This is a genomic window from Sphingomonas sp. GW821-FHT10C01 (assembly GCF_059415525.1).
Genome location: NZ_JBWKNK010000001.1, coordinates 1,298,624 through 1,321,888 on the forward strand (window position 1 = coordinate 1,298,624; position 23,265 = coordinate 1,321,888).

Below are 23,265 nucleotides of genomic sequence, written 5' to 3' on the forward strand. Positions count from 1 at the left end.
CGAAGGGGTTTCGCGCATTGCAAGCGGGTGCGGGCAACAATTTTCGAAAGATTTCCGCCGGCGTTTCCGACGCCTTCTAGGCGACGAACTGTTCCATCGTGATGCGGTCGTCCAGCGCATGTTCCGGATCGAACAGCAGCGTCAGGTCCCGCTTGGGATCGATCTCGATATCGACGCGCGCGACGTCGCGGACTTCGCGCTGATCGGCGACGGCGCTCACCGGGCGTTTGCCGGGGTCGAGCACCACCAGCGAGATCCGCGCCTTTTCAGGCAGGATCGCGCCGCGCCAGCGCCGAGGCCGGAACGGGCTGATCGGGGTCAAAGCGAGCATCTGCGAGCCCAGCGGCAGGATCGGCCCATGCGCGGACAGGTTGTAGGCGGTCGATCCCGCCGGCGTCGCGACCAGGATGCCGTCGCACACCAGTTCGGGCAGCACGACGCGGTCGTTCACCGTCACTTCGAGCTTGGCGGTCTGGCGCGTCTCGCGCAGCAGCGACACCTCGTTGATCGCGGGCAGGTGATGGGTCTCGCCCTCGACCGTGGTCGCGGTCATCACCAGCGGCGTCACTTTGAACGGGCGTGCGCGGTTCAGGCGCGAATCCAGCCCGTCGGGCCGCCATTCATTCATCAGGAACCCGATCGTGCCCAGGTTCATCCCGAACACCGGCAGGTTGCGGTGCTTTTCCAGCAGCATGTGCAGCGTCTGGAGCATGAAGCCGTCGCCGCCCAGCGCGACGATCATCTCCGCCTCGTCCGGGTGCACCCAGTCATGCGCCGCGAGCAGTTCATGCGCGGCGACCTCGGCGGGATTGGTGGGGGAGGCGACCAGCGCCCGGCGGATGCCGCTCATCCGCCGGTCACGCTCATATGGCGGGTGACGGCAGGCGCTGCGCCGGATGCGACGCTGAAATCGTGCCGCGCGGGCTTGACCGCGAGCGCATCGTCGATCGCGGCGTCGACAGCGGCGATTCCGCCGCCACGGATCGCCGCCTTGAGATCGACCTGGTCCTCATGACCGAGACAGGTGAACAACTTCCCCTCCGTAGTCAGCCGCACGCGGTTGCAGCTCTCACAGAAATTGCCGGTCAGCGGCGTGATCAGACCGAGCCGCGCGCCGGTCTCCGCGACATGCCAATAACGTGCCGGGCCGCCGCTGTTATGCCGATCAGGCGTCAGCGTGAAGCGGTGCGACAGATCGTCGAATATTTCGCTCAGCGGCATGAAGCGCTCGGCGCGATCCTCGTCGATCGCACCGAGCGGCATCGTCTCGATCAGTGTCAGGTCCATCTCGTTCGCACCGGCCCATTGCAGCATCGGCGCGACTTCATGATCGTTCAGGCCCTTGAGCGCGACCATGTTGATCTTGACCGTAAGGCCCGCCGCCCGTGCTGCGGCGATGCCGTCCAGCACCTGGCGCAGATCGCCTTGGCGGGTGATGTGGCGGAAGGTTTCGGGGTCGCGGCTGTCCAGGCTGACATTGATCCGCCGCACGCCCGCATCGGCCAGCGTCCGCGCATATTCTGTCAGCCGTGTCCCATTTGTGGTCATCGTCAGTTCGTCGAGGCCCGCTCCGACATGCCGTCCCAGCCGTCGAACCAGATCGATCGCGTCGCTGCGCACCAGCGGCTCGCCGCCGGTCAGCCGGATCTTGGTGACGCCCCGGGCGATGAAGCGTTCGGCGATCAGCGCGATCTCCTCCAGCGCCAGCAATTGGCTGCGGGGGAGAAAGCTCATCTTCTCGGCCATGCAATATCGGCAGCGCAGATCGCACCGGTCCGTCACCGATACCCTGAGGTAGCGGATCGTGCGGCCATGACGGTCGATCAGGGCGGGCGCGGTCGCCATGAAAAAGCAGCTAAGCCGTTGATGACTTCGCAGCAAGCCTTGGGTTAGGAATGGCGCCGATGACCGAAGCCGCGCCCATCCAAGCCACGCCGATCACCGCGCGCAAACGGCCGGTTTTCCTGTTGTCGTTTCGTCAGCGTGACGAGCTTGCCGCGCTTGCCGCCGCAGCGGGCTGGCGCGTGGTCGCGGCACGCCGTGCCGACGGCGCGGAGCGGCGGTTGCTGGCGAGCGGGGCCGCTGTCGCGGTGGTGGATGCGCGCGGCGCGGTGGAGGAGGGGCTGGCCGCGGTGCGCTCGCTGGCCGGGGTCGCGGGCGCGACTGGCGGGGCGCTGCTCGCGTTGGTCTCAAGAAATGATTCCGCGCGGCTCGGCGAATTCTACGACGCCGGGGCCACCCACTTCCTGGCCAGTCCTATGCGCGAAGCCGAGTTCGTCCAGGCGCTGCGCTTCGCCGCCCGTCATGCGCAGCGCGTCGGTGGCGAGGGGCCGGTGATCGTCGGCGATGCCGAGCCGCTGGGCTGGCGTTACGATTCCGCGCTCGCCTCGGTCCAGGTGACTCCAGCGCTGGCGGCAATGCTCGGGCTGGGCGAGGAACCTTCGGTGCGGGCGATGCTGCGTCGGGTGGAAGCGGGCGACAGGCGTGCGTTGCGCGCTGCGTTCGGGCGGTTGCGCGGCGGCCTTTCGGCCACAGCGTTCGCGCATGAGCTGAAGGGGGCGGGCCGAGTGGTCGAGCATCTTCAGCATGATGCCCGCACTGGGCGAATCCATGCGTTGATCGAGCGATTGGGAGAGGTGGATGCCGGCGCGGCGGTGCGTGACGCGCTCGCCGGAGTGCATGACGGGGCGGGTGTGCGCCGCTGGATCGAGCGGCGACTGGGCGAGAAGCAGCCGGTGGGCGTCGTGCTCGCCGCGCTCAACCGGTTCGAAATGGTCAACACCGCCTATGGCCGAACTGCGGGCGATTCGCTGCTGCGCGCGGCCTCCGGTCGGTTGGGTGAGGCCGCACGCGAGGTCCTGGGGCGCCATTTCGTGGCGGCGCGTGTCGCCGGGGCCGAATTCGTCGTCGCTTCCGAAGGGGCGGCGGCCGACCTGCTGGAAGCCGTGGCGATGCGGATCGAAGAAGCGTTGTCACGCCCCTTTGTGATCGGGGACGAGATCATGCCGCTGGGCGCCCGCACCGCGATCGCCATATCCGAACCGGACGATAGCGCCGCAAGCCTGCTGCGCCGCGCCAGCGATACGCTGGCGGGCAACGATGCCCCTGAGGGGAGCGTTCCGGTCGATACGCTCGCGGTCGATCTGCGCCGGGCGATGGAGGCGGGGGAGATCGAGCTGCGCTTCCAGCCACAGGTGGTGGTCTCGACCGGTGCGATCGTCGGGGTCGAGGCGCTGGCCCGCTGGCGCCATGCGACGGGCGAAATCGGAGCGGAGATGCTGTTCGCCGCTGCGGCGCGCGCGGGGCTGGAACTTGCTTTGTCGGAGCACGTCCAGCGGCTTGCGTTGAACCAGGCCGCGGCGTGGCCGGCGGAGCTGCGCGGCCTGCGCCTTTCGGTCAACGTCACCGCGGCGGACGTCACGCGCATGGGATTCGCCGATCTGTTCCTCGACTGGGTGGATTCGAGCGGCTTTCCGCGTGGCCGCCTGACGGTCGAGATTACCGAAGGCGGGCTGATCGGTGACCTCAGTGAAGCCGCGCGCCTGCTTGCCGGGTTGCGCGTCGCGGGCTGCCGCGTCGCGATCGACGATTTCGGGACTGGCTATTCCAGCCTTGCCTATCTGAAGGCGCTGCCGCTCGACTATCTCAAGATCGACCGCAAGCTGACGCAGGACATCACCGGATCGGCCCGCGATCGGGTGGTGGTGCGCGGCGTGATCGATATGGCCCGCTCGCTTGGCCTCGCGGTTGTCGCGGAGGGGGTTGAGACACAAGAACAGCTCGAACTGCTCGCCAAGGAAGGGTGCCAGTTCTACCAAGGTTTCCTGTGCGCCGAGCCGTTGACGATCACGGAACTCGAGCAGTTGGTGGAGACACGCGAATGAGATGGCTGCTCGCGTTGCTGATCGCCTTCATGGCGCTTCCCTCCACGGCGAAGGAACCGGCCGATGCTCAGGCTCAGATCGCGTTGGCGATGGCGGACAGTGCACAGGGTTGGAACCATGGCGACCTTGATACCTTTCTCGCCGTCTATTCGGACGATCCCGCCACCAGCTTCACCGGTTCCAAGGGCTTTGAACGCGGGTTGGGACCGATCCGCGCGCGCTATGCGAAGAATTATGCCGACCAGTTCGGCCCCGGCGAGCGGCCGAAGCGCACACGGCTGAGTTTCAAGTTTGAGGATTTCCGACTGATTGGATCGATGCACGCGCACTTGATCGCGCGCTGGACGCTGACCCCGGCGGCAGGAGGCGCGGTGCAGACCGGAATGACTTCACTGCTCTTCCGGCGCGAGACGCGCGGCTGGAAGATCATGGCGGATCACAGCAGTTGATCACCGATCCGCAGGACGTGACTGGCGTCTGGTATGGTCGTTATTTTGCTACCTCTTTCGGAGCCGATGAGAACAGCTTCATCGCGCAACTCGACGAGACCGGCGGCGAGGTGAGCGGGACGATCACCGAACCCGACAATAGCGGAGTCGAGGAGATTCGCCGCGCCTTTGTCGACGGCGACCGCACGGGTGCCCGGCTGCGCTTCATGAAACAATATGACCCGGCGGGGCCGCTCGCCCATTCGGTCGCCTATGCCGGGACGATCAACGATGACGGGACCGAGGTGACCGGCGAATGGCGCTTTTCTGGCTATCACGGCAGCTTCGTGATGAACCGCGAGGCGTTCGCCGTCGAGGAGCTGGATGAGGAAGCTGCGATCGACGAGGATATCGTGATCGAGATGGACGAGCCGATCACCCCCCGATAGTTTCCGCGCGAAACCGGGAGGACCTGTCATGATTCATCGTCGCGGCTTGTTCGCGTTCGTCGCGCTGCTGCTCACCGCCATCGTCTCGTCGGCGCCCGCTATGGCGAAGGATTTCGCCTCCACCCGCATCACCGTCACGGTGGAAGGGAAGGGCAAGGATGTGGTCCTGATCCCCGGCCTCACCTCGTCCCCACGCGTCTGGACGGAGATGATCGCCGCGACCCCCGGCTATCGCTGGCACAAGGTCCAGGTCCATGGCTTCGCCGGCACCGACAAGGGCGGCAACAGCGAGGGTAATGTCGCCGCACCGGTCGCGGAGGAAATTGCCCGCTACATCGCCGAGCGGAAGCTCGGTCCGGTGGCGGTGATCGGCCATTCGATGGGCGGATCGATCGGCATGATGCTTTCGGCGCGCCATCCGGCGAGTGTGTCGAAGCTGATGGTGGTCGACATGTTCCCGTTCATGGGCGCGATGTTCGGCGGCCCTAGCGCCACTCCGGAGACGTTGAAGCCGATCGCCGACGGGATCATGACCAGTATGCGGACCTCACCCGCCGACGCCTATGCGAAGCGGCAGGAGCAGACGATCGCCTCGATGGTCGCGACCGAGAATATGCGTGCCGGCGCGCTCGACGACGCGATGAAGTCCGACCGCGATGTGGTGGCGCGCTCCTATGGTGAGCTGGTCATGACCAACCTGATGCCCGAGCTGCCGAAGATCACCGCGAAGACGCTCGTGCTCTATGTCACGCCGAAGGGCGCGCCGATCACCGACGTCCAGATGGATGGCTATTACCAGATGTCCTACGCCCCGCTGAAGGGCGCGGTGCTCAAGCGCGTGCCCAATGCCGCGCACTTTCTGATGTGGGACAACGCCCCCTTCTTCCAGGCGGAGGTCAAGGCCTTCCTCGCGGCGTGAAGACACTTACAGGGAAATGATAGATACGATGTTCAAGGCTTCTTTGATTGCATTCGGCTGCGCGCTCGCCGCGATCCCGGCCGCCAACGCCCAGACCGATGCGCCTGACGTCTCTCAGGACGCTGCCTGGCACAACAAGCAGATGCTCGCGCTCGCCGAGCGCCATGGTGGCAAGGGTTGGCACGCGACGGCCAGCGGGCTGCGCTGGCGCCTCATCGCCGGCAACGGCAGCGGCAAGCATCCCGGGCCCACGGATCAGGTCACCGTCCATTATGTCGGCACCTTTACCGACGGCACCGAGTTCGACAGCTCTGTCCGGCGCGGTACGCCCGCCACCTTCCCGCTCAACCGGGTGATCCCGGGATGGACCGAGGGGGTTCAGCTGATGGGCATCGGCGACAAGGTCGAGTTCGCGATCCCCTGGCAGATCGCCTATGGGCCCAAGGGGCGCGGCCCGATCCCCGGCGGCGCGACCTTGCTGTTCACGGTGGAGTTGCTCGGGATCGAGCCGGCCTCCTGACGCGATCGATCAGGCGGTGACGACCTTGCGCCGCCTGATCCCGCTGCCGGCAAGCGCGGCCAGCGCCGCGCGCAGCATCATGCGGCGTTCGCGCACGTCGGTGTTGCGCTCCCACCGGAACACGCTCCGCGCGCCACGAAGCTCCTCGCGAATGCGTCTTGCGACGCGGCGCAACTCGCCGAAGGTGGGCAGCCGCCCCTCATAGATGCAGGCAATGATCTCGGGCGCGATCGTCGCGGGCGGCGAATACATTCCTGCTCTCCCTCTCGGGTCTTAGCTAGGAAGCCATCCTCGGTTCGAAAGGGGCCGTCCGTCGCAATTGCGACGAACCGAGTCCGATTGGGTCCGACCGGTCAGTCGAGCGTTTCGAACGCCCCGGTCTCGAAATCCTGTGCCAGCAGCGCAACGATCCGCTCCGCCACGACTTCCGGCGCCTTGACGCTCTCAGGCGCTTCGCCCGGATAGGCCCGCGCGCGCATCTTGGTGCGGGTCGCGCCAGGGTTGAGCAGGGCAACGCGCACCTTGGTCAGGTTACGCACTTCCTCGCCATAGCTCAGCACCAGATTCTCGAACGCGGCCTTGGTCGCGCCATAGAGGCCCCAGAACGCCCGTGGCTTGCGCGCGACGGTTGAGGTCAGGCCGATGACCCGGCCATTATCGGCCTTTCGCAGCAGCGGGTCGAACGCGCCGATCAACGCCGCCTGCGCACTGACGTTGAGCGCGAGGGTCTTGGCGACTTCCTTGGGATCGAACGCGGCAATGGCGGACAGCGTGCCCAGCGCGGCGGCGTTGAGCACCAGCAGGTCGAGCTTCCCCCAACGCTCGGCCAGAGCGGCGGCGAGGCGCGGAATTGAATCGGTCTCGAGCAGGTCCATTGGGGCGATGGTGGCGCTGCCCCCCGCGGCGAAGATCGCCTCCTCGACTTCCTCGAGGCCCCCGGCGGTGCGGGCGGTTAGCACGACATGCGCGCCCTGGGCGGCAAGCGCAATCGCGGTGGCGGCGCCGATGCCGCGGCTCGCGCCGGTGACGAGCGCGACGCGCCCCGCAAGAATCTGTTCGGTCATGGGGTTCAGGCCGGCTCGTCGAGAAGGGCGAGCTGGCTTTCCGCCTGCTCATTATGGTCGGTCAGTTGCGTCGGATACTCACCGGTGAAGCAGGCATCGCAATATTTGGGCAGCACCTGCGTCCGCTTCGCTTCGCCCAGCGCGCGGTACAGGCCGTCGATGGATACGAAGGCCAGGCTGTCGGCCTTGATGAACTCGGCCATGCCGGCAACGTCCATCCGGGCGGCGAGCAGCTTCGAGCGCTCCGGTGTGTCGACGCCATAGAAGCAGCTGTGCGTCGTTGGCGGGCTGGCGATGCGCATATGGACCTCGGCGGCGCCGGCTTCGCGCATCATCTCGACGATCTTCAGGCTGGTGGTGCCGCGCACGATCGAGTCGTCGACCAGAATGATGCGCTTGCCCTGGATCAGGTCGCGATTGGCGTTGTGCTTCAGCTTGACGCCCAGCCGCCGGACTTCGGCGCTCGGCTGAATGAAGGTCCGGCCGACATAATGCGAACGGATGATGCCGAGCTCGAACGGGATGCCCGATTGCTGGGCATAGCCGATCGCCGCAGGCACGCCCGAATCGGGAACCGGGATGACCAGATCGGCTTCCACCGGCGATTCGATCGCGATTTCGGCGCCGATGTTCTTGCGCACCGAATAGACCGAGCGGTCTTCCGAGATCGAATCGGGGCGCGAGAAATAGACCCATTCGAAGATGCACGGGCGCGGCGCGATCGCGGTGAAGGGGCGGATCGAGCGCAGCTCGCCATTCTGCACGATCACCAGCTCGCCGGGCTCGACGTCGCGGACATAGTCGGCGCCAACCACGTCGAGCGCGACCGTTTCCGACGCGAAGATATAGGCGTCGCCCAGCCGGCCCATCACCAGCGGACGGATACCCAGCGGGTCGCGACACGCGATCATGCCCTCAGGCGTCATGCAGATCAGCGAATAGGCGCCCTCGATCTGCTTGAGCGCGTCTATGAAGCGGTCGAGCAGGTCGCGATAGCCGCTGGTCGCGACCAGGTGGATGATCGTTTCCGTGTCCGACGTGGACTGGAAGATCGACCCGCGCTGGATCAGCTCGCGGCGCACGTGCATCGCGTTGGAGATGTTGCCGTTATGCGCCACTGCGAAGCCGCCGCTCGCCAGTTCTGCATAGAGCGGCTGGACGTTGCGCATCCCCGAATCGCCGGTGGTGGCGTAGCGGACATGTCCGCACGCCACGCTGCCGGATAGCGTGCGCATCACCTCGTCGCGGTCGAAATTGCCCGCGACATGGCCCATCGCGCGATGGCTGTGGAAATGGGTGCCGTCCCAGCTGGTGATACCGGCGGCCTCCTGGCCGCGGTGCTGGAGCGCGTGGAGGCCCAGCGCAACGAGTGCGGCTGCACCGTCGGCGCCGGAAACGCCGAAGATGCCGCACTCTTCGCGCAGCTTGTCGTCATCAAACGGATTCGTGGTCAGCATCGGCCCTTCGCGGGGGAATCGTTGGTCGATGGGCGCGCATATAGGCACTCGATCCGCGCTTGTCGCCCTTTTGTAACATCAACGATCGAGCGCGAGCGTTTCCAGACGCGTTCGGGGCGCAAAGGGGATTGGAATCGTTGGAAGTTTGACGGTGGATCGGGGCAATTCGATCGCCGCGATCCGCTCTCATTGAACGAATATGTCAAAATAGGGGGTATTGATCGATTTTCCCGCTCGCACTGACCTGTTTAACTCGTTTTGGCGGGGGAAGGCGTTCGCATAGCCTCCCCTCAACCAAAACCACACGGAGGGATCAGGCACATGGACGCGAAGACCGGATCGATCGACGGCGGCGGCTGCCCGTTTAACGGCGGCGTCCGCGCCCTGCTTGGGCGCACCAACCGCGACTGGTGGCCCGAGATGCTGGCCACCGAAATCCTCAACCCCAACGGCGCGTCCAACCCGATGGGCGCCGATTTCGATTATGCCGAAGCCTTCAAGAAGCTCGATTATGCCGCGCTCAAGGCCGATCTCACCGCGCTGATGACCGACAGCCAGCCCTGGTGGCCAGCGGACTATGGCCATTATGGCCCGTTCTTCATCCGCATGGCCTGGCACGCCGCGGGCACCTATCGCACCGCCGACGGGCGCGGTGGCGCCAATAGCGGGCAGCAGCGCTTCGCGCCGCTCGACAGCTGGCCGGACAATGGCAATCTCGACAAGGCGCGCCGCCTGCTGTGGCCGATCAAGCGCAAATACGGCAAGCATATCAGCTGGGCCGATCTCTTCATTCTCGCTGGCAATGTCGCGATCGAATCGATGGGCGGCCCGGTGTTCGGCTTCGGCGGCGGCCGTGCCGACGTGTTCGAGCCCGAGCGCGACATCTATTGGGGTTCGGAAGACAAATGGGTGAATGAGGGCGTCCAGACCCGCATCGCGCCCGACAAGGGCCTTGAAGGACTCGAAGGCCCGCTCGCCGCGATCCAGATGGGCCTGATCTACGTTAATCCCGAAGGACCGCAGGGCAATCCCCACGACGATGCGGGCATGGCGCGCGACATGAAGGAAACCTTCGCGCGCATGGCGATGAACGACGAGGAGACCGTCGCGCTCACCGCCGGCGGTCACACCTTCGGCAAGGCGCACGGCAATGGCGATGCCTCGCTGCTCGGTGCCGCACCCGCTGGCGGCGATCTCGCCGCGCAGGGCTTTGGCTGGGTCAGTGGCCATGAAAGCGGCGGTATCGGCCAGCATACCGTCACCAGCGGCATCGAAGGCGCCTGGACCAACACCCCGCGCGAATGGACCGAGAATTTCTTCCGCCTGCTGTTCGACTATGAATACGAGCTGGTGAAGTCCCCCGCGGGCGCCAATCAGTGGCAACCGATCGACCAGAAAGAGGAGGACATGGCGCCGGCGGCGTGGGATCCGAACATCAAGGTCCCGACCATGATGACCACCGCCGACATGGCGCTGAAGCGCGACCCGGCCTATCGCGCGATCAGCGAGCGGTTCCGCAACGACCATGAAGCGTTCAAGGATGCCTTCGCCCGCGCCTGGTTCAAGCTGACCCATCGCGACATGGGGCCCAAGGTCCGCTACCTTGGCCCTGAAGTCCCCGCCGAAGACCTGATCTGGCAGGATCCGATCCCCGCCGGCACCAAGCCTTCGGACGGTGATGTCGCTGCGGTGAAGGCGGCGATCGCGTCGAGTGGTCTGACGGTCAGTCAGCTGATCAAGGCTGCCTGGGCTTCGGCCAGCACCTTCCGCAAGTCCGACTTCCGCGGCGGTGCCAATGGCGCGCGCGTCCGGCTCGCCCCGCAAAAGGATTGGGAGGTCAACGAGCCGGCGTCGCTCGCCAAGGTTCTGTCCACGCTCGACGGGCTGCGCGGCAACCTCTCGCTCGCCGATGCGATCGTGCTCGGCGGCGTGGTCGGGCTGGAAAAGGCGATCAAGGATGCCGGCTCCAGCGTGGCGGTGCCCTTCACCGGCGGCCGTGGCGATGCGACGGCTGAGCAGACCGATGCCGACAGCTTCGCGGTGATGGAGCCGCAGGCTGACGCCTTCCGCAACTATCTGCCCAAGAAGCTGGCGGTGAAGACCGAGGAGCTGATGCTCGACCGCGCGTCGTTGCTCGGCCTGTCGGTGCCGGAGATGACGGTGCTGATCGGCGGCCTGCGCGTGCTCGGCGCCAATCACGGTGAGCGCGGCCATGGCCATTTCACCAAGCGCTCGGGCCAGCTCACCAACGACTTCTTCGTCAACCTGCTCGACATGACCAATGTCTGGAAGGCCGTCGACGGGTCGGATGACGAGGAATATGTCGCCACCGACCGCACCAGCGGTGGCGAGACCTGGCGTGCCAGCCGTGCCGACCTCGTTTTCGGCTCGAACTCGGAGCTGCGCGCGGTCGCCGAAGTCTATGCCGAGACCGGGCATGAGGAGAAGTTCGTCAAGGACTTCGTCGCCGCCTGGACCAAGGTGATGAACGCCGATCGCTTCGACCTCGCCTGAGCGAGTCGATGCGATCAGGAGCGGCCGCGGCGGAAACCGCGGCCGTTTCCATTTGTCCCTCAGCTATCCAGCTCTCTCCGTCATCCCGGCCTTGTGCCGGGATCCACGCAGCCTCACGCGATGCCGTCGAGCCTGAAGCCCTCAACGCGCCTCCCGGTGGACCCCGGCACAAGGCCGGGGTGACGACCGAAGGGAGTGGGGCTAACACGCCTCCATGACCGACCCACGCGACTCCACGCTCGCCCTCGACCCCAAATACGACGCCAACGGCCTGATCACCGCCGTCGCCACCGACGCGGCGACCGGTGAGCTCCTCATGCTCGCGCATATGAACGCCGATGCGCTGGCGAAGACGCTCGACACCGGCGAGGCATGGTTCTGGTCGCGCAGCAAGGGGCGGCTGTGGAAGAAGGGCGAAAGCTCGGGCAACGTGCTGCGCGTGGTCGAAGCGCGGATCGACTGCGATCAGGACGCGCTGTGGCTCAAGGTCGATGCCGCCGGCCCTGCTTGCCACACTGGCGAGCGCAGCTGCTTCTTCCGGCGAATCGAGCATGGCGCGCTGGTGCGCGACGCATGAGGCTGGCGGTCGCGGCGCTGTTCTTCCTCGCCGCCTGTTCGGGCGGTGGGAACGAGAACCAGTCCGCCACGCCCCAGGATCTCGAATCCGCCGCGATTGAGCGTGGCCTGGTCCGCGACCCTGCGGAGACCGATCTGACCGGCCTCTATGCGCGCGACACCGATCGGGTCTGTATCGTCCAGAAGGGCGACAGCTACCGGATCGGTGCGTTCGTCGACTATGGCGAGGGCCTGTCCTGCACCGGCACGGGCATCGTTACGCGATCGGGTGAGACGCTGGCGGTGACGCTCACCGGGAAGGGCGGCGTCACCTGCTCCTTCGACGCGCGCTTCGACGGCGAACATATCCGCTTTCCGGCGACCGTACCGCCCGAATGCGCCAAATTCTGCGGTCCGCGCGCGTCCTTCGCCGCGCTCGATGCCGAGCGGCTGAGCGGTTCCGCTGCCGAAGCGCGGGCGCTGCGCAGCGCCGAAGGAAAGCGTCTTTGTGAAGATTGACGTTAACGTAAGGTCGGCGTAAACATGGTTCATGGCAACGACCGTGAAGCATGTGGCCAGCTTCGCTCCGACCGAAGTCCGGCCTGACAAGGAGAGTTTCTCGATCTCGGACCTGTGCGCCGAGTTCGAGGTGACGGCGCGGGCGCTGCGCTTCTACGAGGATGAAGGCCTGATCGCGCCCGAGCGGCGCGGCCTTGCCCGCATCTACTCGCATCGCGATCGCGCGCGACTCGCCTGGATCCTGCGCGGCAAGCGCGTCGGGTTCAGTCTCGCCGAGATTCGCGAGATGATCGACCTCTACGATCTCGGCGACGAACGCCGCACCCAGCATCAGGTGACGCTCGACAAGTGCCGCGCGCGCATCGAGCTGCTCGAGCGCCAGAAGGTCGATATCGACGCGCATATTGCCGAGCTCGAAGATTTCGTCGCGGTCCTCGAAGGCCGCGCGCAACCCGCGAAATAAGAACAGGAACAGAGAGATGCCGCAATATACGCCCCCGGTGCGCGACACCCGTTTCGTGCTCGACCAGGTTCTGAAGATCGACCGTTACGCCAACCTCCCCGGCTTTGCCGCCGCGACCCCCGATGTCGTCAATGCGGTGCTGGAGGAGGGCGGCAAGTTCGTCGCCGAGGTGCTGTTCCCGATCAACCTGTCGGGCGACCAGCAGGGGTGCAAGCGCAACCCCGACGGCAGCGTCACCACGCCGGACGGCTTCAAGGAAGCCTATGCCCAGTTCGTCGAGAGCGGCTGGGGCACGCTCTCCGCGCCGGAGGAATTCGGCGGGCAGGGCATGCCGCACGTTGTCTCGACCGCGTTCCAGGAGTTCATGATCAGCTCGAACATGGCCTTCGCCATGTATCCGGGCCTTACCCATGGCGCGATCGCTTCGCTGCTGGTCAAGGGCAGCCCTGAACAGCAGGCCAAATACGTCCCGAAGATGATCTCGGGCGAATGGGGCGGCACGATGAACCTGACCGAGCCGCAGTGCGGCACCGATCTCGGCCTCATCAAGACCCGCGCCGAGCCGGCCGCCGACGGCAGCTGGTCGATCACGGGCACCAAGATCTTCATCTCGGCCGGCGAGCATGACCTCACCAGCAACATCATCCACCTCGTGCTGGCCAAGACGCCGGGTGCGCCGGAGAGCAGCAAGGGCATCTCGCTGTTCGTGGTGCCCAAGTTCATCGTCAACGACGACGGCTCACTGGGTGATCGCAATGCGGTCTCGTGCGGCTCGATCGAGCACAAGATGGGCATCCACGCCAACTCGACCTGCGTCATGAACTATGACGGCGCCACCGGCTGGCTGGTCGGCGAGGAGATGAAGGGCCTCGCCGCGATGTTCATCATGATGAACGCCGCGCGCCTCGGCGTCGGTCTCCAGGGCCTCGGCATCGGAGAAGTCGCCTATCAGAACGCCGTCCAATATGCCGGCGACCGCCGCCAGGGCCGGGCGCTCACCGGCGCGCAGGATCCGGAGGAGAAGGCCGACACGTTGTTCGTCCATCCCGATGTCCGCCGCATGCTGATGGAAGCCAAGGCGATGACCGAGGGCCTGCGCGCGCTATGCCTGTGGGGCGGCCTCCAGGTCGATCTCGCCCATCTCGCCGCGACCGAGGAGGAGCGCCAGCTCGCCGACGATCTCGTCGGTCTGCTGACGCCCGTCATCAAGGGCGTCGGCACCGATGCCGGCTACAAGATCGCGACCGACGCGCAGCAGGTCTATGGCGGCCATGGCTACATCGCCGAATGGGGCATGGAGCAGTACGTCCGCGATGCCCGCATCGCGATGATCTACGAAGGCACCAACGGCGTGCAGGCGATGGATCTGGTTGGGCGCAAGCTCGCCCAGAATGGTGGCCGCGCGATCCAGACTTTCTTCAAGGTGGTGGGTGAGGAAGTCGCCGCCGCCAAGGGCAAGCCCGAGCTGGCGAGCTTCGCCGAGGCACTGGAAAAGGCCAATGGCCAGCTGCAGGCCGCGACCATGTGGTTCATGGCCAATGGCATGCAGAACCCCAATCAGGTCGGCGCCGGCGCCTATAGCTACATGCAGCTCACCGGTATCGTCGCGATCGGCCTGATGTGGCTTCGCATGGCCGACGCCGCCGTCACCGCGCTCGCCTCGGGCGAGGCCGAGGACAAGGCGTTCCTCGAAGCCAAGCTCGTCACCGCGCGCTTCTATGCCGAACGCATCATGCCCGACGCGGGCGCGCTCCGCCGCAAGATCGAGGGCGGCTCGGAGACCATCATGGCGCTCCCGCCCGAGATGTTCCGCGCCGCGTGAGGAGAAGGGGACGTCGCGGCCCGGCCGCGACGTCCCCGCTTGCTATGGCGAGCGGTAACGGCTCGGCGGAACGCCGAGCATGCGCTTGAACATGGTCGAGAAATTGCCCGGACCGTCATAGCCGAGGTCATAGGCAATCGATGTCACCGGCTCTCCGGCCGCCAGTTTGGGGAGCGCTGCCGACAGGCAGGCCTGCTGACGCCATTCGGCAAAGCTCATCCCCGTCTCGAGTCGGAAGAGCCGCGTGAAGCTGCGGCGGTTGATCCCCATGGCATCCGCCCACTCGTCGATCGTCGCTGTGGCGTTCGGCCGCTCCAGAAAGGCGTGGCATCGCCTTGCGAGCGCGGGGTGCGACGGGAAGGGGACCGCCAGCGGGATCAGCGGCGCATCGTCGATTTCCGCCATCAGCAGATGCATGACCAGCCCGTCGCGGCCGGCGACATCATATTCGGGTGGCACATCGGCCGCGGCACGCAACAGGTGGCGGAGCAACGGCGATACGCCGACGACCTGGCACTCGGCGCCCCGCCGCAAACATTCTTCCGGTTCGACAAGAACGCTGCGGGTCTGCACCGCGCCGACCATGCGCACCGAATGCGGTGTGCCGCCGGGAATCCAGACCGCACGTTCGGGCGGCGCCACCCAGGCACCGGTGGGCGTGCTGACCGCCATCACGCCGGTCGCGGCATAGAGAAACTGGCTGCGGCGATGCCGATGCTCCGCCAGCTCGAACGAGTCCGGATAGTTGTGGCCGATGGCGATGACGGGTCGCGCCACATGATCATTCTCGTCGGGATAAAATTGCACCATGTCCCACTCGCAGAATTGATTGGCTCATACAAGCAAGCGGGAAAGAGGGGCGGTTGCTAGGCGGGCGCTTCCAGACACCGAAAGATCCGATCGTGACCGATTCCACCGCCGGCCTGACGGCCGGCCCCAGCATCCTTCCCCCCGCCGCGCCGCGACAGGATGGGCCCAGGCTCGTAGTACGGATCGTTGGCGCGGTCGCGTTCGCCCATCTTCTGAACGACCTGATCCAGGCTGTGCTTCCGGCCATCTACCCGCTGCTCAAGGAGAAATATCACCTGAGCTTCGGCCAGATCGGGTGGATCGCCCTGGTCTATCAGATCACGGCGTCGCTGCTTCAGCCGTGGATCGGTCTCTATACCGACAAGCGTCCGCTGCCCTATCTGCTGCCGCTCGGCATGATCGTCACGCTGGCTGGCGTCGGCGCTCTCGCGATGGCCGACAGCTATGCGGCTCTGATCCTGGCGTCCGCCGTGATCGGCATCGGATCGGCGACCTTCCACCCCGAGGCATCGCGCGTCGCCCGAATGGCGTCGGGCGGGCGGTTCGGCACGGCCCAGTCGGCCTTCCAGGTCGGCGGAAACACGGGCTCCGCCCTCGGCCCCATCGTCGCGTCGGCGATCATCCTGCCGTTCGGGCAGACCGCGGTCGGCTGGCTCGCCTTCGTCGCCATCGCGGCGATCTGGGTATTGTTCGGCGTCACGCGTTGGCGGACGCAGAAGAGCCGGACGCAGGTCGGTGCATCCGCCGTTTCGCATGCCTCGCCTCACAGCCGCCGCGAGATCATCCGCGCGCTTTCGGCGATCGGCATCCTCATGTTCGCGAAGTTCATCTACATCGGTGCGTTCACCAACTATTTCACCTTCTACCTCATCGAGCGTTTCGACCTGACGGCGCGCGAGTCCCAATTCTATCTCTTCTGCTTCCTTGCCGCGGTCGCGGTCGGAACCTTCGCCGGCGGTCCGGTCGGCGATCGCATCGGCCGGAAAGCCGTCATCTGGGCGTCCTTCCTGGGTGTCGCGCCCTTCGCGATGATCTTGCCGCACGCCAATCTCTTCTGGACGACGGTCTTCGCCATCTCGATTGGCCTGATCATGTCGTCGGCGTTCGCCGCGCTCGTCGTCTATGCTCAGGAACTCGTCCCGGGCCGCGTCGGGCTGGTGTCAGGGCTGATGTTCGGCCTGATGTTCGGGATCAGCGGGATCGGGGCGGCTGGGCTCGGCCAGCTTGCGGACGTCTATGGCATCGTCTGGGTGTACAAGTTCTGCGCGTATCTGCCCCTTCTGGGCCTCGCGACGATCTTGCTGCCGCGCTCCGACGAACATCGACGAACCCTTTGAATAGGGTTCGTCGATCCGCTGACCGCCCGCCCGCGCCGTCGCCAACGGCCGATGCGGCGCGCAGCGAGGGCCTTGCTGTCCACGGCCACGGATCAGCGCGGATCTTGACCCGAAAGGACCCGGTCGCAAAGCGGCAGCAGCAGATCACGCACCGCCTCGCCATTGCGCCGTTCGCCACGCAGGCCGGTGAAGGTCGCGAAGCTCGTCAGGACGAACAGCAGGTCCACGATGTCCGCCTTGCTCCGGCCATCGGCAACGCCGTGACGATCGACCAATATTCCCAATAATGCGCGTCGCCGCTCGTTGCGCACTGCCAGGGCCTGGTTCAGCTCGGCATCCACCGCAGACGCCGCGAAAATCCCGCCCAGCCCTTCGTGCGACATCCAGAAATCGCAGAATGTCCCGACGACCCGCGCGAGTGCCGCACACGGCTCGGGCGTCGCCATCGCGCCCGCCAGGTTCGACAGGCCGCCTCGCTCGGCCAGCGCATCGAACGCGGCTTCCAGCAACCCGTTGCGCGAGCCGAACTGGTTATAGACCGTCAGCCGGGTGACGCCCGCGGCCTTGGCCACCGCGTCGAGCGACAATGCCTGCCCGCCGGTTTCACCCAGAATATCCAGTGCGGCGGCGATCAGGCGCGTGCGCGTCTCCGCCGCCTTCGCGTCGCGCTTTTCGGTCGAATAGGGCCTTGACGGTTTATCGGGAGTCATGACTATACAGTGTGTATATCGAATCTGAGATGGGCCTGTCGACCCCGGAGCCTTACACATGCAAACCCTGCTGATTATCGCCAGCGCTGTCCATGTCCTGTCGTCGATCTTCTGGGCGGGATCGACCTTCGTTCTCGCCAGAAGCGGCGGACAGGGGGCGGGGGCATTGTTCCGCCCACAGGTTGGCGCCGCGACCGTTGCGATCCTGACGGGACTGCTGCTCTGGCATCTCCTGCACCGGGGCAGCTTCGAGCGCGTCGAGATGATCCTCGCGACGGGCGCCGCTGCGGCAATCCTGGCCTTTCTGATCCAGGTCGCCGTGGTGCGGCCGGGGCTGCGATCCGTGGACCCTTCGCCGCGCGTGACCGTCGGCTATCGCCTGTCCGCCGTGCTGCTCGTCGTCACGGTCATCTGCATGGCCGTGTCGCGTTATGTCTGAGGTAGAGACCATGAACGATATTCCCCGCTTTCCCGATCTCGCCGGCAAGACCGCTCTGGTCACCGGCGGCTCCGGCGGGATCGGCGCCGAAACGGCACGCTGGCTTGCGCGCAACGGGGTCCGGGTGACGATCGCCGGCCGCGACCGGTCGCGACTGGACCGTGTCCACGCTTCGCTCGCCGACATATCGTCGGGCCATGCGGCGATCGAGCTCGACTGCACGCGCGCCGATCTGCTCGATGCCGCGCGCACGGCGCTGATCGAGCGGCAGGGCGGCCTCGATATCCTGATCGCCTTTGCCGGCGGCGGCACCAGCCGGCCTGTGCCGATCGAGCAGGTGACCGAACAGGATTGGCGGTCCAGCCTGGACCATAATGTCACCGCGACCTTCCTTACTTTGAGGACGTTCGCCCCGGATCTCAGGAATAGCCGTGGCGCCGCCGTCACGATGGCGTCGACCGCGGGACGGGCACCGTCCTCGGCGCCGCTCGGCTATGGCGTCGCGAAGGCCGGAATCATCCTGATGACCCAACAGCTCGCGCAGGACATGGGGCCGGATGGCGTGCGGGTGAACTGCATATCGCCGTCCGCGGTGCTGACCGATCGCACGGCGGATCGCATGCCGCCCGCGGTACGACAGGAAATCGCCGATGCACATCCGCTCCGCCGTCTGGGAACGCCGGCGGATATCGCCGCGGCGACGTTATTCCTGGCGTCGGACAGCGCGGGATGGCTGACCGGGGCGACGCTCGACATCGCCGGCGGCCGGCTGATGCACTGATCGTCGACCATTTTCCGGAAAGACACCGCGACATGGGTTTCGAACTCAACCACGCCATCATGCGCTGCACCGACAGGGGTGCGGCGGCGCAATTCTTCGCCGATCTGATCGGCGCCGCGCCCGCGCAGGCTTCGGGACCGTTCATGGCCGTGCGGGTCAATGACCGGCTCACGCTCGACTTCTACGATGCGGCGCCCTTCGCCTTCGGTCATTTCGCCTTTCTGGTCGACGATGGCGATTTCGATGCGATCCTGGATCGCGTCCTGGCGGGTGACCTGCCTTTCGGCTCGGGGCCGTTCTCGCGGGATGCGGCGATCAACCGTCTCAATGGCGGACGCGGGGTCTATGTGTGGGATCGCGATGGCAATAGCTACGAGTTCTTCACGATCGACCCACTGGGTTGAGCGCGGTCCCGCCAAGGCTGCCCCCGCGCAAGCAGTGCATCGATGCTGATCGCTCCCCCGCCGCGCGCGACCAGCGGCAACAGGATCGCCGCCCAGCTCAGATGCGTCGGCCAGGCGTCCGGATAGACGAAGATCTGGATGGTTGCGGTCATGGCGAGCAATGCCAGCGCCGACACCCGCGTACCGAGCCCCAGAACCAGCAGCAGCGGGAACAGATGCTCGGCCCCGGTCGCGGCCATCGCGGCGATATGCGGCGGAATCAGCGGCAGCGCATACTCGTTCTCGAACAGGAAATAGGTGGCGTCCGTGATGTGCAGCAGCCCTTCCACCTTGGTCCGGCCCGACAGGAAGAAGATCGCGGCGATGCCCAGCCGTGCGACCAGCAACAGCAGAGCGTCGGGCAGCAGCGCCGATGCGATCCGCGCGAAGCGGCGATAGAGCGAAATCATCATCGTCTCCGAACAAGCGCGACCGGGGCGCGAAACCCCGGCCGCCTTCGTCATGGCTGGCGGGTTCAGGCCTTGGGGGTCAGCGAACCCTTGCCCTTGGGGGTCTGGATCGCGGTGCAGGTGCCGGCCTTGACCAGCTTCCAGGCATTGCCCTGGTAATCGACCTTCGACGTGCCGGCGCAGCTCGTGCCGGCGCCGGCGGCGCAGTCATTCTTGCCTGCCAGCGAAACGCCGTAGCATTTCTCCATCTTGGGCTTGGTCTGGGCCGAAGCCGTGCCGGTGAGCGCGGCGCCGCCAAGCGTGGCGAGGGCAAGGCCGGCGGCCAGCGTGGCATGAGTGGAACGCATAATCTGTCCTTTCGATCGGGGCCTCCGGTGCGCGGCCCGGTACAGGGGAAGCCGGGCCGCGCGGTGCCCCGGAAGGAGGCGGGATGCCGGGGTCACGGGATCCAGTTCGCGTGCCCGCCGATCGCGGTTACAGATGGGCTGAAAGATTTCGTCGCAATCCGGTGTAACCTTCTCCCCGGCTACGCCGAACTCCGGTCGAGGAGCATGCATGCGGGCGAATGAAGAGGCGTTGCGCGAGCTGATGGTCGCGGGACTGGACGGCGATGCCGCGGCGCATGCCGCGTTGCTCGGCGTGCTCGTTCCGCTGCTGCGCGGCTTCTACCGGCGCCGCGCCAGCGGCTCGGATGACGATATCGAGGATCTGGTGCAGGAAACGCTGATTGCGGTGCATGTGCGCCGCGCAACCTACGACCCTGGCCGCGCCTTCACCGCGTGGCTGTTCGCGATCGCGCGCTACAAGATGATCGACCATTTTCGCCGCGGGCGCCGCCTCCGCCCGATCGAGGGGCTGGAGGATGTGCTGGTCGCCGAGGATTTCGAAAGCGTTGCCGCCGCCCGGATCGATGTCGACGATCTGCTCGAAACGCTGCCCGCCAAACAGGCCGGGCTAATCCGTGCGACGCGGATCGACGGGTTGAGCGTCGCCGAGGCCGCGACGGCCGGCGGGTTCGGCGAATCCGACGTCAAGGTCTCGGTGCATCGCGGGTTGAAGGCGCTCGCCGCGCGGATACAGGGGAGGGCATGATGGATACCGGCGATCTCATCCGCCGCCTGTCGGACGACGTGGCCCCGGTCCGCCGCAACGCGGTCGGGCGGCGGCTGGCGATCGGCCTGCTGCTCGGCGCTTTGGTGTCGGCGGTCTGGGCGCTGATGTGGCTCGGGATCCGTCCGGATCTGATGCTGGCGATGCGCGGCGTCAGCTTCTGGATGAAATGGGGTTACACCATTTCGCTGACATTGGTCGCTTTGGTCCTCACCGTCCAGCTCGCCCGCCCGGACAGCAACATGCTGCGCTGGCGCTGGCTACTGCTGGTCCCCGTGGTGCCGCTGGCGGTGATGGGCGCGGTCGAACTGAGCCGGGTCCCGACAAGCCATTGGCTCCACATGCTGCTGGGGCATAGCTGGGCGAGCTGCCCATGGCATGTGCTGCTGCTCGCCATCCCGATCTTTGTCGGCCTGCTCTGGTCGTTCCGCCGGCTCGCGCCCACGCGGCTGCGCGCAGCGGGGGCGGCGGCGGGGCTGGCGGCGGGCGCGTTCTCGGCGACCATCTATTGTCTCCACTGTCCCGAAGTGTCGGCGGTGTTCGTGCTCACCTGGTATTCGCTCGGCATCGTCCTCGCTTCGGCGCTCGGTGCGCTGGTCGGGCCGCGTCTGCTGCGCTGGTAAATTCCGCGCCGGCTGTAACCGCCGGGGCGGCGGCGTCGAATTCGGGAAGCCAATCCGGCTGTATCCAATTCTGGAGATTTCCCGATGATCACCGTTCGTACCGGCGCCAGCATCGCCGCATCCGCCGCCGTCGTCGCGCTCGCCGCCATGCCCTCGGTCGCGGTCGCCAAGGAAAAGGCGGGCGCCGCCAAGACCGTCCATTGCTACGGCATCAACACCTGCAAGGGCTCGTCGGACTGCAAGACCGCAGCCAACGAATGCCGCGGCCAGAACACCTGCAAGGGCCAGGGTTTCAAGTCATTGACGGTGAAGGCATGCAAGGCGGCAGGCGGCAGCCTGACCGAGGCCAAGTAAAGGCGTGCCGGCCCGGTGCCTGCGCCGGGCCGGCGGTTCCGAAAGGACGATGATGCCCGTTTCCCGCCACGCCTTCGGCCTCGGCCTGCGCAAGCCGCATTATGCCGAATTCCTCGATCATCGCGTCGCGGTGGACTTCGTCGAGGTGATTTCCGAGAATTTCATGGTCGATGGCGGCCGGCCGCGCGAAATCCTGCGCGACGTCCGCGCGCGCTATCCCGTCGCGCTGCACGGTGTGTCGATGTCGATCGGCTCGGCCGACGGGCTCGACCCCGCCTATCTCGCCCGGTTGCGCGCGCTGGTGGATGAGATCGATCCGCTGTTCGTCTCCGATCACCTGAGCTGGACACGGATCGAGGGGTTCAACTCGCACGACCTGCTCCCTTTGCCTTATACGTTCGAGGCGCTCGATCTGGTCTGCGCCAATATCGGCCGCGCGCAGGACGCGCTTGGGCGTACGATGCTGATCGAAAACCCCTCATCCTATCTCGACATCGCGCCTGCGCAGATGACCGAATGGGAATTTCTCGCGGCGATGTGCGCGCGCACCGGCTGCGACTTGCTGCTCGACGTCAACAATGTCTTCGTCAGTGCCACCAATCACGGCTTCGACCCGCTCGCCTATCTCGATGGCGTACCCCATGACCGGGTCCGCCAGATCCATTTGGCAGGCCATAGCCAGGGTACGGAGCTGTTGATCGACACGCACGACCAGCCCGTGCCCGCATCGGTGTGGGACCTCTACGCGCATGTCTTGCCGCGCCTCGGTCCGGTCGCGACCATGATCGAGCGGGACGATGCGATCCCCCCGCTGCACGAACTGCTTGGCGAGTTGGCCATCGCCCGTCGGATCGCGGCGGATGGGGCGCGGGTGGCGGCATGAGCCTGCTCGATCTTCAGCGCGATATGCGCGGCTGGCTGAAGCGCGAGGATGAAGCGATCACCGCTCGCCTCGGCGTCGGGGCGGATCCGGGGCTGCGCGTCTATCTCAACAATTACCGCGCACAGCTTGTCGCCTGCCTTGAGGAAAGCTTCGCGCGCACGCGCGCCTGGATCGGCGGCGAGGCGTTCGAGCAGGCGGTGATCGCTCATATCGCGCGCGTCCCGCCCAGCAGCTGGACGCTCGACGCCTATCCCCGCGATTTCCCCGCGACGCTGGCGCTGCTCTATCCCGACGATCCCGAGGTCGCCGAACTTGCCTGGCTCGAAATGGCGCTGGGGGAAGCGTTCGTCGGACCCGACAGCCCGATGCTGGACGAAGACCTCACCCGGATCGACTGGGACCGCGCCGTGCTGCGCTTCACCCCCACGCTCGATCTCGCAAAGCTGACCACCAACGTAACCGCGATCTGGACGACCCTCGCCAATGGCATAACCCCACCGGGCGTCGAGATACTCCCCGAAGCCGGTGCCATGATCGTCTGGCGCCATGCCGGCGAGTCCCGCTTCCGCGCGATCGGCCAGTGGGAGCGGCAGGCGCTACTCTCGGTCCGTCGGGGCTTGCCCTTCGCTGCGCTCTGCGCCGCGATGGTCGATACCTATGGCGATGACGACGGCATCGTGCAGGCGGGGCAGATGCTCGGCCAGTGGCTCGGCGACGGGTTGATCGTCGCGGTTGAAACCGACTGATACCGCTTGAGCCTGATCGCACCTC

Annotated in this window: 28 protein-coding genes; 19 read left to right on the plus strand and 9 right to left on the minus strand. The window is 66.2% G+C overall.

Going from position 1 to position 23,265, the window contains the following annotated elements; translation table 11 throughout:
* Nucleotides 1-76: 76 nt before the first annotated feature.
* Entirely contained in the window at nucleotides 77-850 is a 774-nt protein-coding gene (locus AC07M1_RS06350) for an NAD kinase (RefSeq protein WP_495161715.1), read from the minus strand.
* The gene (gene moaA, locus AC07M1_RS06355) at nucleotides 847-1,845 is read right to left on the minus strand and encodes a GTP 3',8-cyclase MoaA (protein ID WP_495161716.1); all 999 of its coding nucleotides are present in this window, start codon (nucleotides 1,843-1,845) and stop codon (nucleotides 847-849) included. Before moaA ends, AC07M1_RS06350 begins: the two co-directional genes overlap by 4 nt.
* Before the next feature lie 59 nt (nucleotides 1,846-1,904).
* Here moaA and AC07M1_RS06360 point away from each other — a divergent pair, with 59 nt between their 5' ends.
* From AC07M1_RS06360 to AC07M1_RS06380, 5 genes are read left to right on the plus strand one after another with little or no spacing between them, the layout of a single operon-like run.
* Nucleotides 1,905-3,884 carry a putative bifunctional diguanylate cyclase/phosphodiesterase gene (locus AC07M1_RS06360; protein WP_495161717.1) on the plus strand — a complete coding sequence of 660 codons (1,980 nt, stop codon included), beginning with the start codon at nucleotides 1,905-1,907 and terminating at the stop codon, nucleotides 3,882-3,884.
* The gene (locus tag AC07M1_RS06365) at nucleotides 3,881-4,333 is read left to right on the plus strand and encodes a YybH family protein (RefSeq protein WP_495161718.1); all 453 of its coding nucleotides are present in this window, start codon (nucleotides 3,881-3,883) and stop codon (nucleotides 4,331-4,333) included. The genes AC07M1_RS06360 and AC07M1_RS06365 overlap by 4 nt, the downstream gene beginning before the upstream one ends.
* Nucleotides 4,330-4,761, plus strand: a complete 432-nt coding sequence (locus AC07M1_RS06370) for a hypothetical protein (protein WP_495161719.1) — start codon at nucleotides 4,330-4,332, stop codon at nucleotides 4,759-4,761. The genes AC07M1_RS06365 and AC07M1_RS06370 overlap by 4 nt, the downstream gene beginning before the upstream one ends.
* 28 nt (nucleotides 4,762-4,789) lie before the next feature.
* Entirely contained in the window at nucleotides 4,790-5,680 is an 891-nt protein-coding gene (locus tag AC07M1_RS06375) for an alpha/beta fold hydrolase (protein ID WP_495161720.1), read from the plus strand.
* A 28-nt stretch (nucleotides 5,681-5,708) separates the two neighbouring features.
* A complete protein-coding gene (locus AC07M1_RS06380; RefSeq protein WP_495161721.1) occupies nucleotides 5,709-6,200 on the plus strand; it encodes an FKBP-type peptidyl-prolyl cis-trans isomerase in 492 nt (163 codons plus the stop codon).
* Nucleotides 6,201-6,209: 9 nt separating this feature from the next.
* Here the strand turns inward: AC07M1_RS06380 and AC07M1_RS06385 are convergent, their stop codons facing one another.
* The 3 genes from AC07M1_RS06385 to purF all read right to left on the minus strand — a co-directional run bounded on the left by AC07M1_RS06385 (nucleotide 6,210) and on the right by purF (nucleotide 8,721).
* Nucleotides 6,210-6,452, minus strand: a complete 243-nt coding sequence (locus tag AC07M1_RS06385; protein ID WP_495161722.1) for a hypothetical protein — start codon at nucleotides 6,450-6,452, stop codon at nucleotides 6,210-6,212.
* A 101-nt stretch (nucleotides 6,453-6,553) separates the two neighbouring features.
* On the minus strand, nucleotides 6,554-7,264 hold the full coding sequence (locus tag AC07M1_RS06390) for an SDR family NAD(P)-dependent oxidoreductase (RefSeq protein WP_495161723.1): 711 nt from the start codon (nucleotides 7,262-7,264) through the stop codon (nucleotides 6,554-6,556).
* Between the two features lie 5 nt (nucleotides 7,265-7,269).
* Nucleotides 7,270-8,721, minus strand: coding sequence for an amidophosphoribosyltransferase (purF, locus tag AC07M1_RS06395; RefSeq protein WP_495161724.1), 1,452 nt, complete (start codon nucleotides 8,719-8,721; stop codon nucleotides 7,270-7,272).
* 321 nt (nucleotides 8,722-9,042) lie between these two features.
* Between purF and katG the strand changes: the two genes are divergently transcribed.
* The 5 genes from katG to AC07M1_RS06420 all read left to right on the plus strand — a co-directional run bounded on the left by katG (nucleotide 9,043) and on the right by AC07M1_RS06420 (nucleotide 14,594).
* On the plus strand, nucleotides 9,043-11,235 hold the full coding sequence (katG, locus tag AC07M1_RS06400) for a catalase/peroxidase HPI (RefSeq protein ID WP_495161725.1): 2,193 nt from the start codon (nucleotides 9,043-9,045) through the stop codon (nucleotides 11,233-11,235).
* Between the two features lie 214 nt (nucleotides 11,236-11,449).
* Entirely contained in the window at nucleotides 11,450-11,812 is a 363-nt protein-coding gene (gene hisI, locus AC07M1_RS06405) for a phosphoribosyl-AMP cyclohydrolase (protein WP_495161726.1), read from the plus strand.
* Complete coding sequence (locus AC07M1_RS06410; protein ID WP_495161727.1) at nucleotides 11,809-12,309, plus strand: hypothetical protein; 501 nt, start codon at nucleotides 11,809-11,811, stop codon at nucleotides 12,307-12,309. The genes hisI and AC07M1_RS06410 overlap by 4 nt, the downstream gene beginning before the upstream one ends.
* Before the next feature lie 31 nt (nucleotides 12,310-12,340).
* Nucleotides 12,341-12,772 carry a MerR family transcriptional regulator gene (locus AC07M1_RS06415; protein WP_495161728.1) on the plus strand — a complete coding sequence of 144 codons (432 nt, stop codon included), beginning with the start codon at nucleotides 12,341-12,343 and terminating at the stop codon, nucleotides 12,770-12,772.
* A 16-nt stretch (nucleotides 12,773-12,788) separates the two neighbouring features.
* Entirely contained in the window at nucleotides 12,789-14,594 is a 1,806-nt protein-coding gene (locus AC07M1_RS06420) for an acyl-CoA dehydrogenase C-terminal domain-containing protein (protein ID WP_495161729.1), read from the plus strand.
* 42 nt (nucleotides 14,595-14,636) lie between these two features.
* Here the strand turns inward: AC07M1_RS06420 and AC07M1_RS06425 are convergent, their stop codons facing one another.
* Complete coding sequence (locus AC07M1_RS06425; protein WP_495161730.1) at nucleotides 14,637-15,404, minus strand: AraC family transcriptional regulator; 768 nt, start codon at nucleotides 15,402-15,404, stop codon at nucleotides 14,637-14,639.
* A gap of 92 nt (nucleotides 15,405-15,496) precedes the next feature.
* On the opposite strand from AC07M1_RS06425, the gene AC07M1_RS06430 reads away from it, so the two are divergent.
* Nucleotides 15,497-16,741, plus strand: a complete 1,245-nt coding sequence (locus AC07M1_RS06430) for an MFS transporter (protein WP_495161731.1) — start codon at nucleotides 15,497-15,499, stop codon at nucleotides 16,739-16,741.
* 92 nt (nucleotides 16,742-16,833) lie between these two features.
* Here the strand turns inward: AC07M1_RS06430 and AC07M1_RS06435 are convergent, their stop codons facing one another.
* Complete coding sequence (locus tag AC07M1_RS06435; protein ID WP_495161732.1) at nucleotides 16,834-17,451, minus strand: TetR/AcrR family transcriptional regulator; 618 nt, start codon at nucleotides 17,449-17,451, stop codon at nucleotides 16,834-16,836.
* Nucleotides 17,452-17,509: 58 nt separating this feature from the next.
* Here AC07M1_RS06435 and AC07M1_RS06440 point away from each other — a divergent pair, with 58 nt between their 5' ends.
* From AC07M1_RS06440 to AC07M1_RS06450, 3 genes are read left to right on the plus strand one after another with little or no spacing between them, the layout of a single operon-like run.
* The gene (locus AC07M1_RS06440) at nucleotides 17,510-17,890 is read left to right on the plus strand and encodes a hypothetical protein (protein ID WP_495161733.1); all 381 of its coding nucleotides are present in this window, start codon (nucleotides 17,510-17,512) and stop codon (nucleotides 17,888-17,890) included.
* A gap of 10 nt (nucleotides 17,891-17,900) precedes the next feature.
* The gene (locus AC07M1_RS06445) at nucleotides 17,901-18,671 is read left to right on the plus strand and encodes an SDR family NAD(P)-dependent oxidoreductase (protein ID WP_495161734.1); all 771 of its coding nucleotides are present in this window, start codon (nucleotides 17,901-17,903) and stop codon (nucleotides 18,669-18,671) included.
* Nucleotides 18,672-18,703: 32 nt separating this feature from the next.
* Nucleotides 18,704-19,075 (plus strand): VOC family protein, encoded by a 372-nt coding sequence (locus AC07M1_RS06450; protein ID WP_495161735.1) that lies wholly within the window; start codon nucleotides 18,704-18,706, stop codon nucleotides 19,073-19,075.
* Here the strand turns inward: AC07M1_RS06450 and AC07M1_RS06455 are convergent.
* Together AC07M1_RS06455 and AC07M1_RS06460 are read right to left on the minus strand one after the other, a co-directional pair.
* Entirely contained in the window at nucleotides 19,042-19,527 is a 486-nt protein-coding gene (locus AC07M1_RS06455) for a DoxX family protein (protein ID WP_495162820.1), read from the minus strand. The genes AC07M1_RS06450 and AC07M1_RS06455 overlap by 34 nt on opposite strands.
* 62 nt (nucleotides 19,528-19,589) lie before the next feature.
* A complete protein-coding gene (locus AC07M1_RS06460; protein ID WP_495161736.1) occupies nucleotides 19,590-19,871 on the minus strand; it encodes a BufA1 family periplasmic bufferin-type metallophore in 282 nt (93 codons plus the stop codon).
* 208 nt (nucleotides 19,872-20,079) lie between these two features.
* Between AC07M1_RS06460 and AC07M1_RS06465 the strand changes: the two genes are divergently transcribed.
* From AC07M1_RS06465 to AC07M1_RS06485, 5 genes are all read left to right on the plus strand, one after another.
* Nucleotides 20,080-20,616, plus strand: coding sequence for a sigma-70 family RNA polymerase sigma factor (locus AC07M1_RS06465; RefSeq protein ID WP_495161737.1), 537 nt, complete (start codon nucleotides 20,080-20,082; stop codon nucleotides 20,614-20,616).
* The gene (locus AC07M1_RS06470) at nucleotides 20,616-21,257 is read left to right on the plus strand and encodes a DUF1109 domain-containing protein (RefSeq protein WP_495162821.1); all 642 of its coding nucleotides are present in this window, start codon (nucleotides 20,616-20,618) and stop codon (nucleotides 21,255-21,257) included. The genes AC07M1_RS06465 and AC07M1_RS06470 overlap by 1 nt, the downstream gene beginning before the upstream one ends.
* 84 nt (nucleotides 21,258-21,341) lie before the next feature.
* Complete coding sequence (gene bufA2 / locus AC07M1_RS06475) at nucleotides 21,342-21,611, plus strand: BufA2 family periplasmic bufferin-type metallophore (RefSeq protein ID WP_495161738.1); 270 nt, start codon at nucleotides 21,342-21,344, stop codon at nucleotides 21,609-21,611.
* A 49-nt stretch (nucleotides 21,612-21,660) separates the two neighbouring features.
* Nucleotides 21,661-22,494 carry an MNIO family bufferin maturase gene (gene bufB / locus AC07M1_RS06480; RefSeq protein ID WP_495161739.1) on the plus strand — a complete coding sequence of 278 codons (834 nt, stop codon included), beginning with the start codon at nucleotides 21,661-21,663 and terminating at the stop codon, nucleotides 22,492-22,494.
* Complete coding sequence (locus tag AC07M1_RS06485; RefSeq protein ID WP_495161740.1) at nucleotides 22,491-23,240, plus strand: HvfC/BufC N-terminal domain-containing protein; 750 nt, start codon at nucleotides 22,491-22,493, stop codon at nucleotides 23,238-23,240. Before bufB ends, AC07M1_RS06485 begins: the two co-directional genes overlap by 4 nt.
* Nucleotides 23,241-23,265 lie beyond the last annotated feature (25 nt).

Bases quoted from the DNA above. Each gene is read 5' to 3' on its own strand.
- AC07M1_RS06415 (WP_495161728.1), top strand. From the start codon at position 12,341: ATGGCAACGACCGTGAAGCATGTGGCCAGCTTCGCTCCGACCGAAGTC.
- bufA2 (WP_495161738.1), top strand. From the start codon at position 21,342: ATGATCACCGTTCGTACCGGCGCCAGCATCGCCGCATCCGCCGCCGTC.
- AC07M1_RS06460 (WP_495161736.1), bottom strand. From the start codon at position 19,871: ATGCGTTCCACTCATGCCACGCTGGCCGCCGGCCTTGCCCTCGCCACG.
- bufB (WP_495161739.1), top strand. From the start codon at position 21,661: ATGATGCCCGTTTCCCGCCACGCCTTCGGCCTCGGCCTGCGCAAGCCG.
- AC07M1_RS06455 (WP_495162820.1), bottom strand. From the start codon at position 19,527: ATGATGATTTCGCTCTATCGCCGCTTCGCGCGGATCGCATCGGCGCTG.
- AC07M1_RS06410 (WP_495161727.1), top strand. From the start codon at position 11,809: ATGAGGCTGGCGGTCGCGGCGCTGTTCTTCCTCGCCGCCTGTTCGGGC.
- AC07M1_RS06470 (WP_495162821.1), top strand. From the start codon at position 20,616: ATGGATACCGGCGATCTCATCCGCCGCCTGTCGGACGACGTGGCCCCG.
- AC07M1_RS06390 (WP_495161723.1), bottom strand. From the start codon at position 7,264: ATGACCGAACAGATTCTTGCGGGGCGCGTCGCGCTCGTCACCGGCGCG.
- AC07M1_RS06485 (WP_495161740.1), top strand. From the start codon at position 22,491: ATGAGCCTGCTCGATCTTCAGCGCGATATGCGCGGCTGGCTGAAGCGC.
- AC07M1_RS06445 (WP_495161734.1), top strand. From the start codon at position 17,901: ATGAACGATATTCCCCGCTTTCCCGATCTCGCCGGCAAGACCGCTCTG.
- AC07M1_RS06465 (WP_495161737.1), top strand. From the start codon at position 20,080: ATGCGGGCGAATGAAGAGGCGTTGCGCGAGCTGATGGTCGCGGGACTG.
- AC07M1_RS06425 (WP_495161730.1), bottom strand. From the start codon at position 15,404: ATGGTGCAATTTTATCCCGACGAGAATGATCATGTGGCGCGACCCGTC.
- purF (WP_495161724.1), bottom strand. From the start codon at position 8,721: ATGCTGACCACGAATCCGTTTGATGACGACAAGCTGCGCGAAGAGTGC.
- hisI (WP_495161726.1), top strand. From the start codon at position 11,450: ATGACCGACCCACGCGACTCCACGCTCGCCCTCGACCCCAAATACGAC.
- moaA (WP_495161716.1), bottom strand. From the start codon at position 1,845: ATGGCGACCGCGCCCGCCCTGATCGACCGTCATGGCCGCACGATCCGC.
- AC07M1_RS06365 (WP_495161718.1), top strand. From the start codon at position 3,881: ATGAGATGGCTGCTCGCGTTGCTGATCGCCTTCATGGCGCTTCCCTCC.
- AC07M1_RS06350 (WP_495161715.1), bottom strand. From the start codon at position 850: ATGAGCGGCATCCGCCGGGCGCTGGTCGCCTCCCCCACCAATCCCGCC.
- AC07M1_RS06440 (WP_495161733.1), top strand. From the start codon at position 17,510: ATGCAAACCCTGCTGATTATCGCCAGCGCTGTCCATGTCCTGTCGTCG.
- AC07M1_RS06375 (WP_495161720.1), top strand. From the start codon at position 4,790: ATGATTCATCGTCGCGGCTTGTTCGCGTTCGTCGCGCTGCTGCTCACC.
- AC07M1_RS06385 (WP_495161722.1), bottom strand. From the start codon at position 6,452: ATGTATTCGCCGCCCGCGACGATCGCGCCCGAGATCATTGCCTGCATC.
- AC07M1_RS06420 (WP_495161729.1), top strand. From the start codon at position 12,789: ATGCCGCAATATACGCCCCCGGTGCGCGACACCCGTTTCGTGCTCGAC.
- katG (WP_495161725.1), top strand. From the start codon at position 9,043: ATGGACGCGAAGACCGGATCGATCGACGGCGGCGGCTGCCCGTTTAAC.
- AC07M1_RS06380 (WP_495161721.1), top strand. From the start codon at position 5,709: ATGTTCAAGGCTTCTTTGATTGCATTCGGCTGCGCGCTCGCCGCGATC.
- AC07M1_RS06360 (WP_495161717.1), top strand. From the start codon at position 1,905: ATGACCGAAGCCGCGCCCATCCAAGCCACGCCGATCACCGCGCGCAAA.
- AC07M1_RS06450 (WP_495161735.1), top strand. From the start codon at position 18,704: ATGGGTTTCGAACTCAACCACGCCATCATGCGCTGCACCGACAGGGGT.
- AC07M1_RS06435 (WP_495161732.1), bottom strand. From the start codon at position 17,451: ATGACTCCCGATAAACCGTCAAGGCCCTATTCGACCGAAAAGCGCGAC.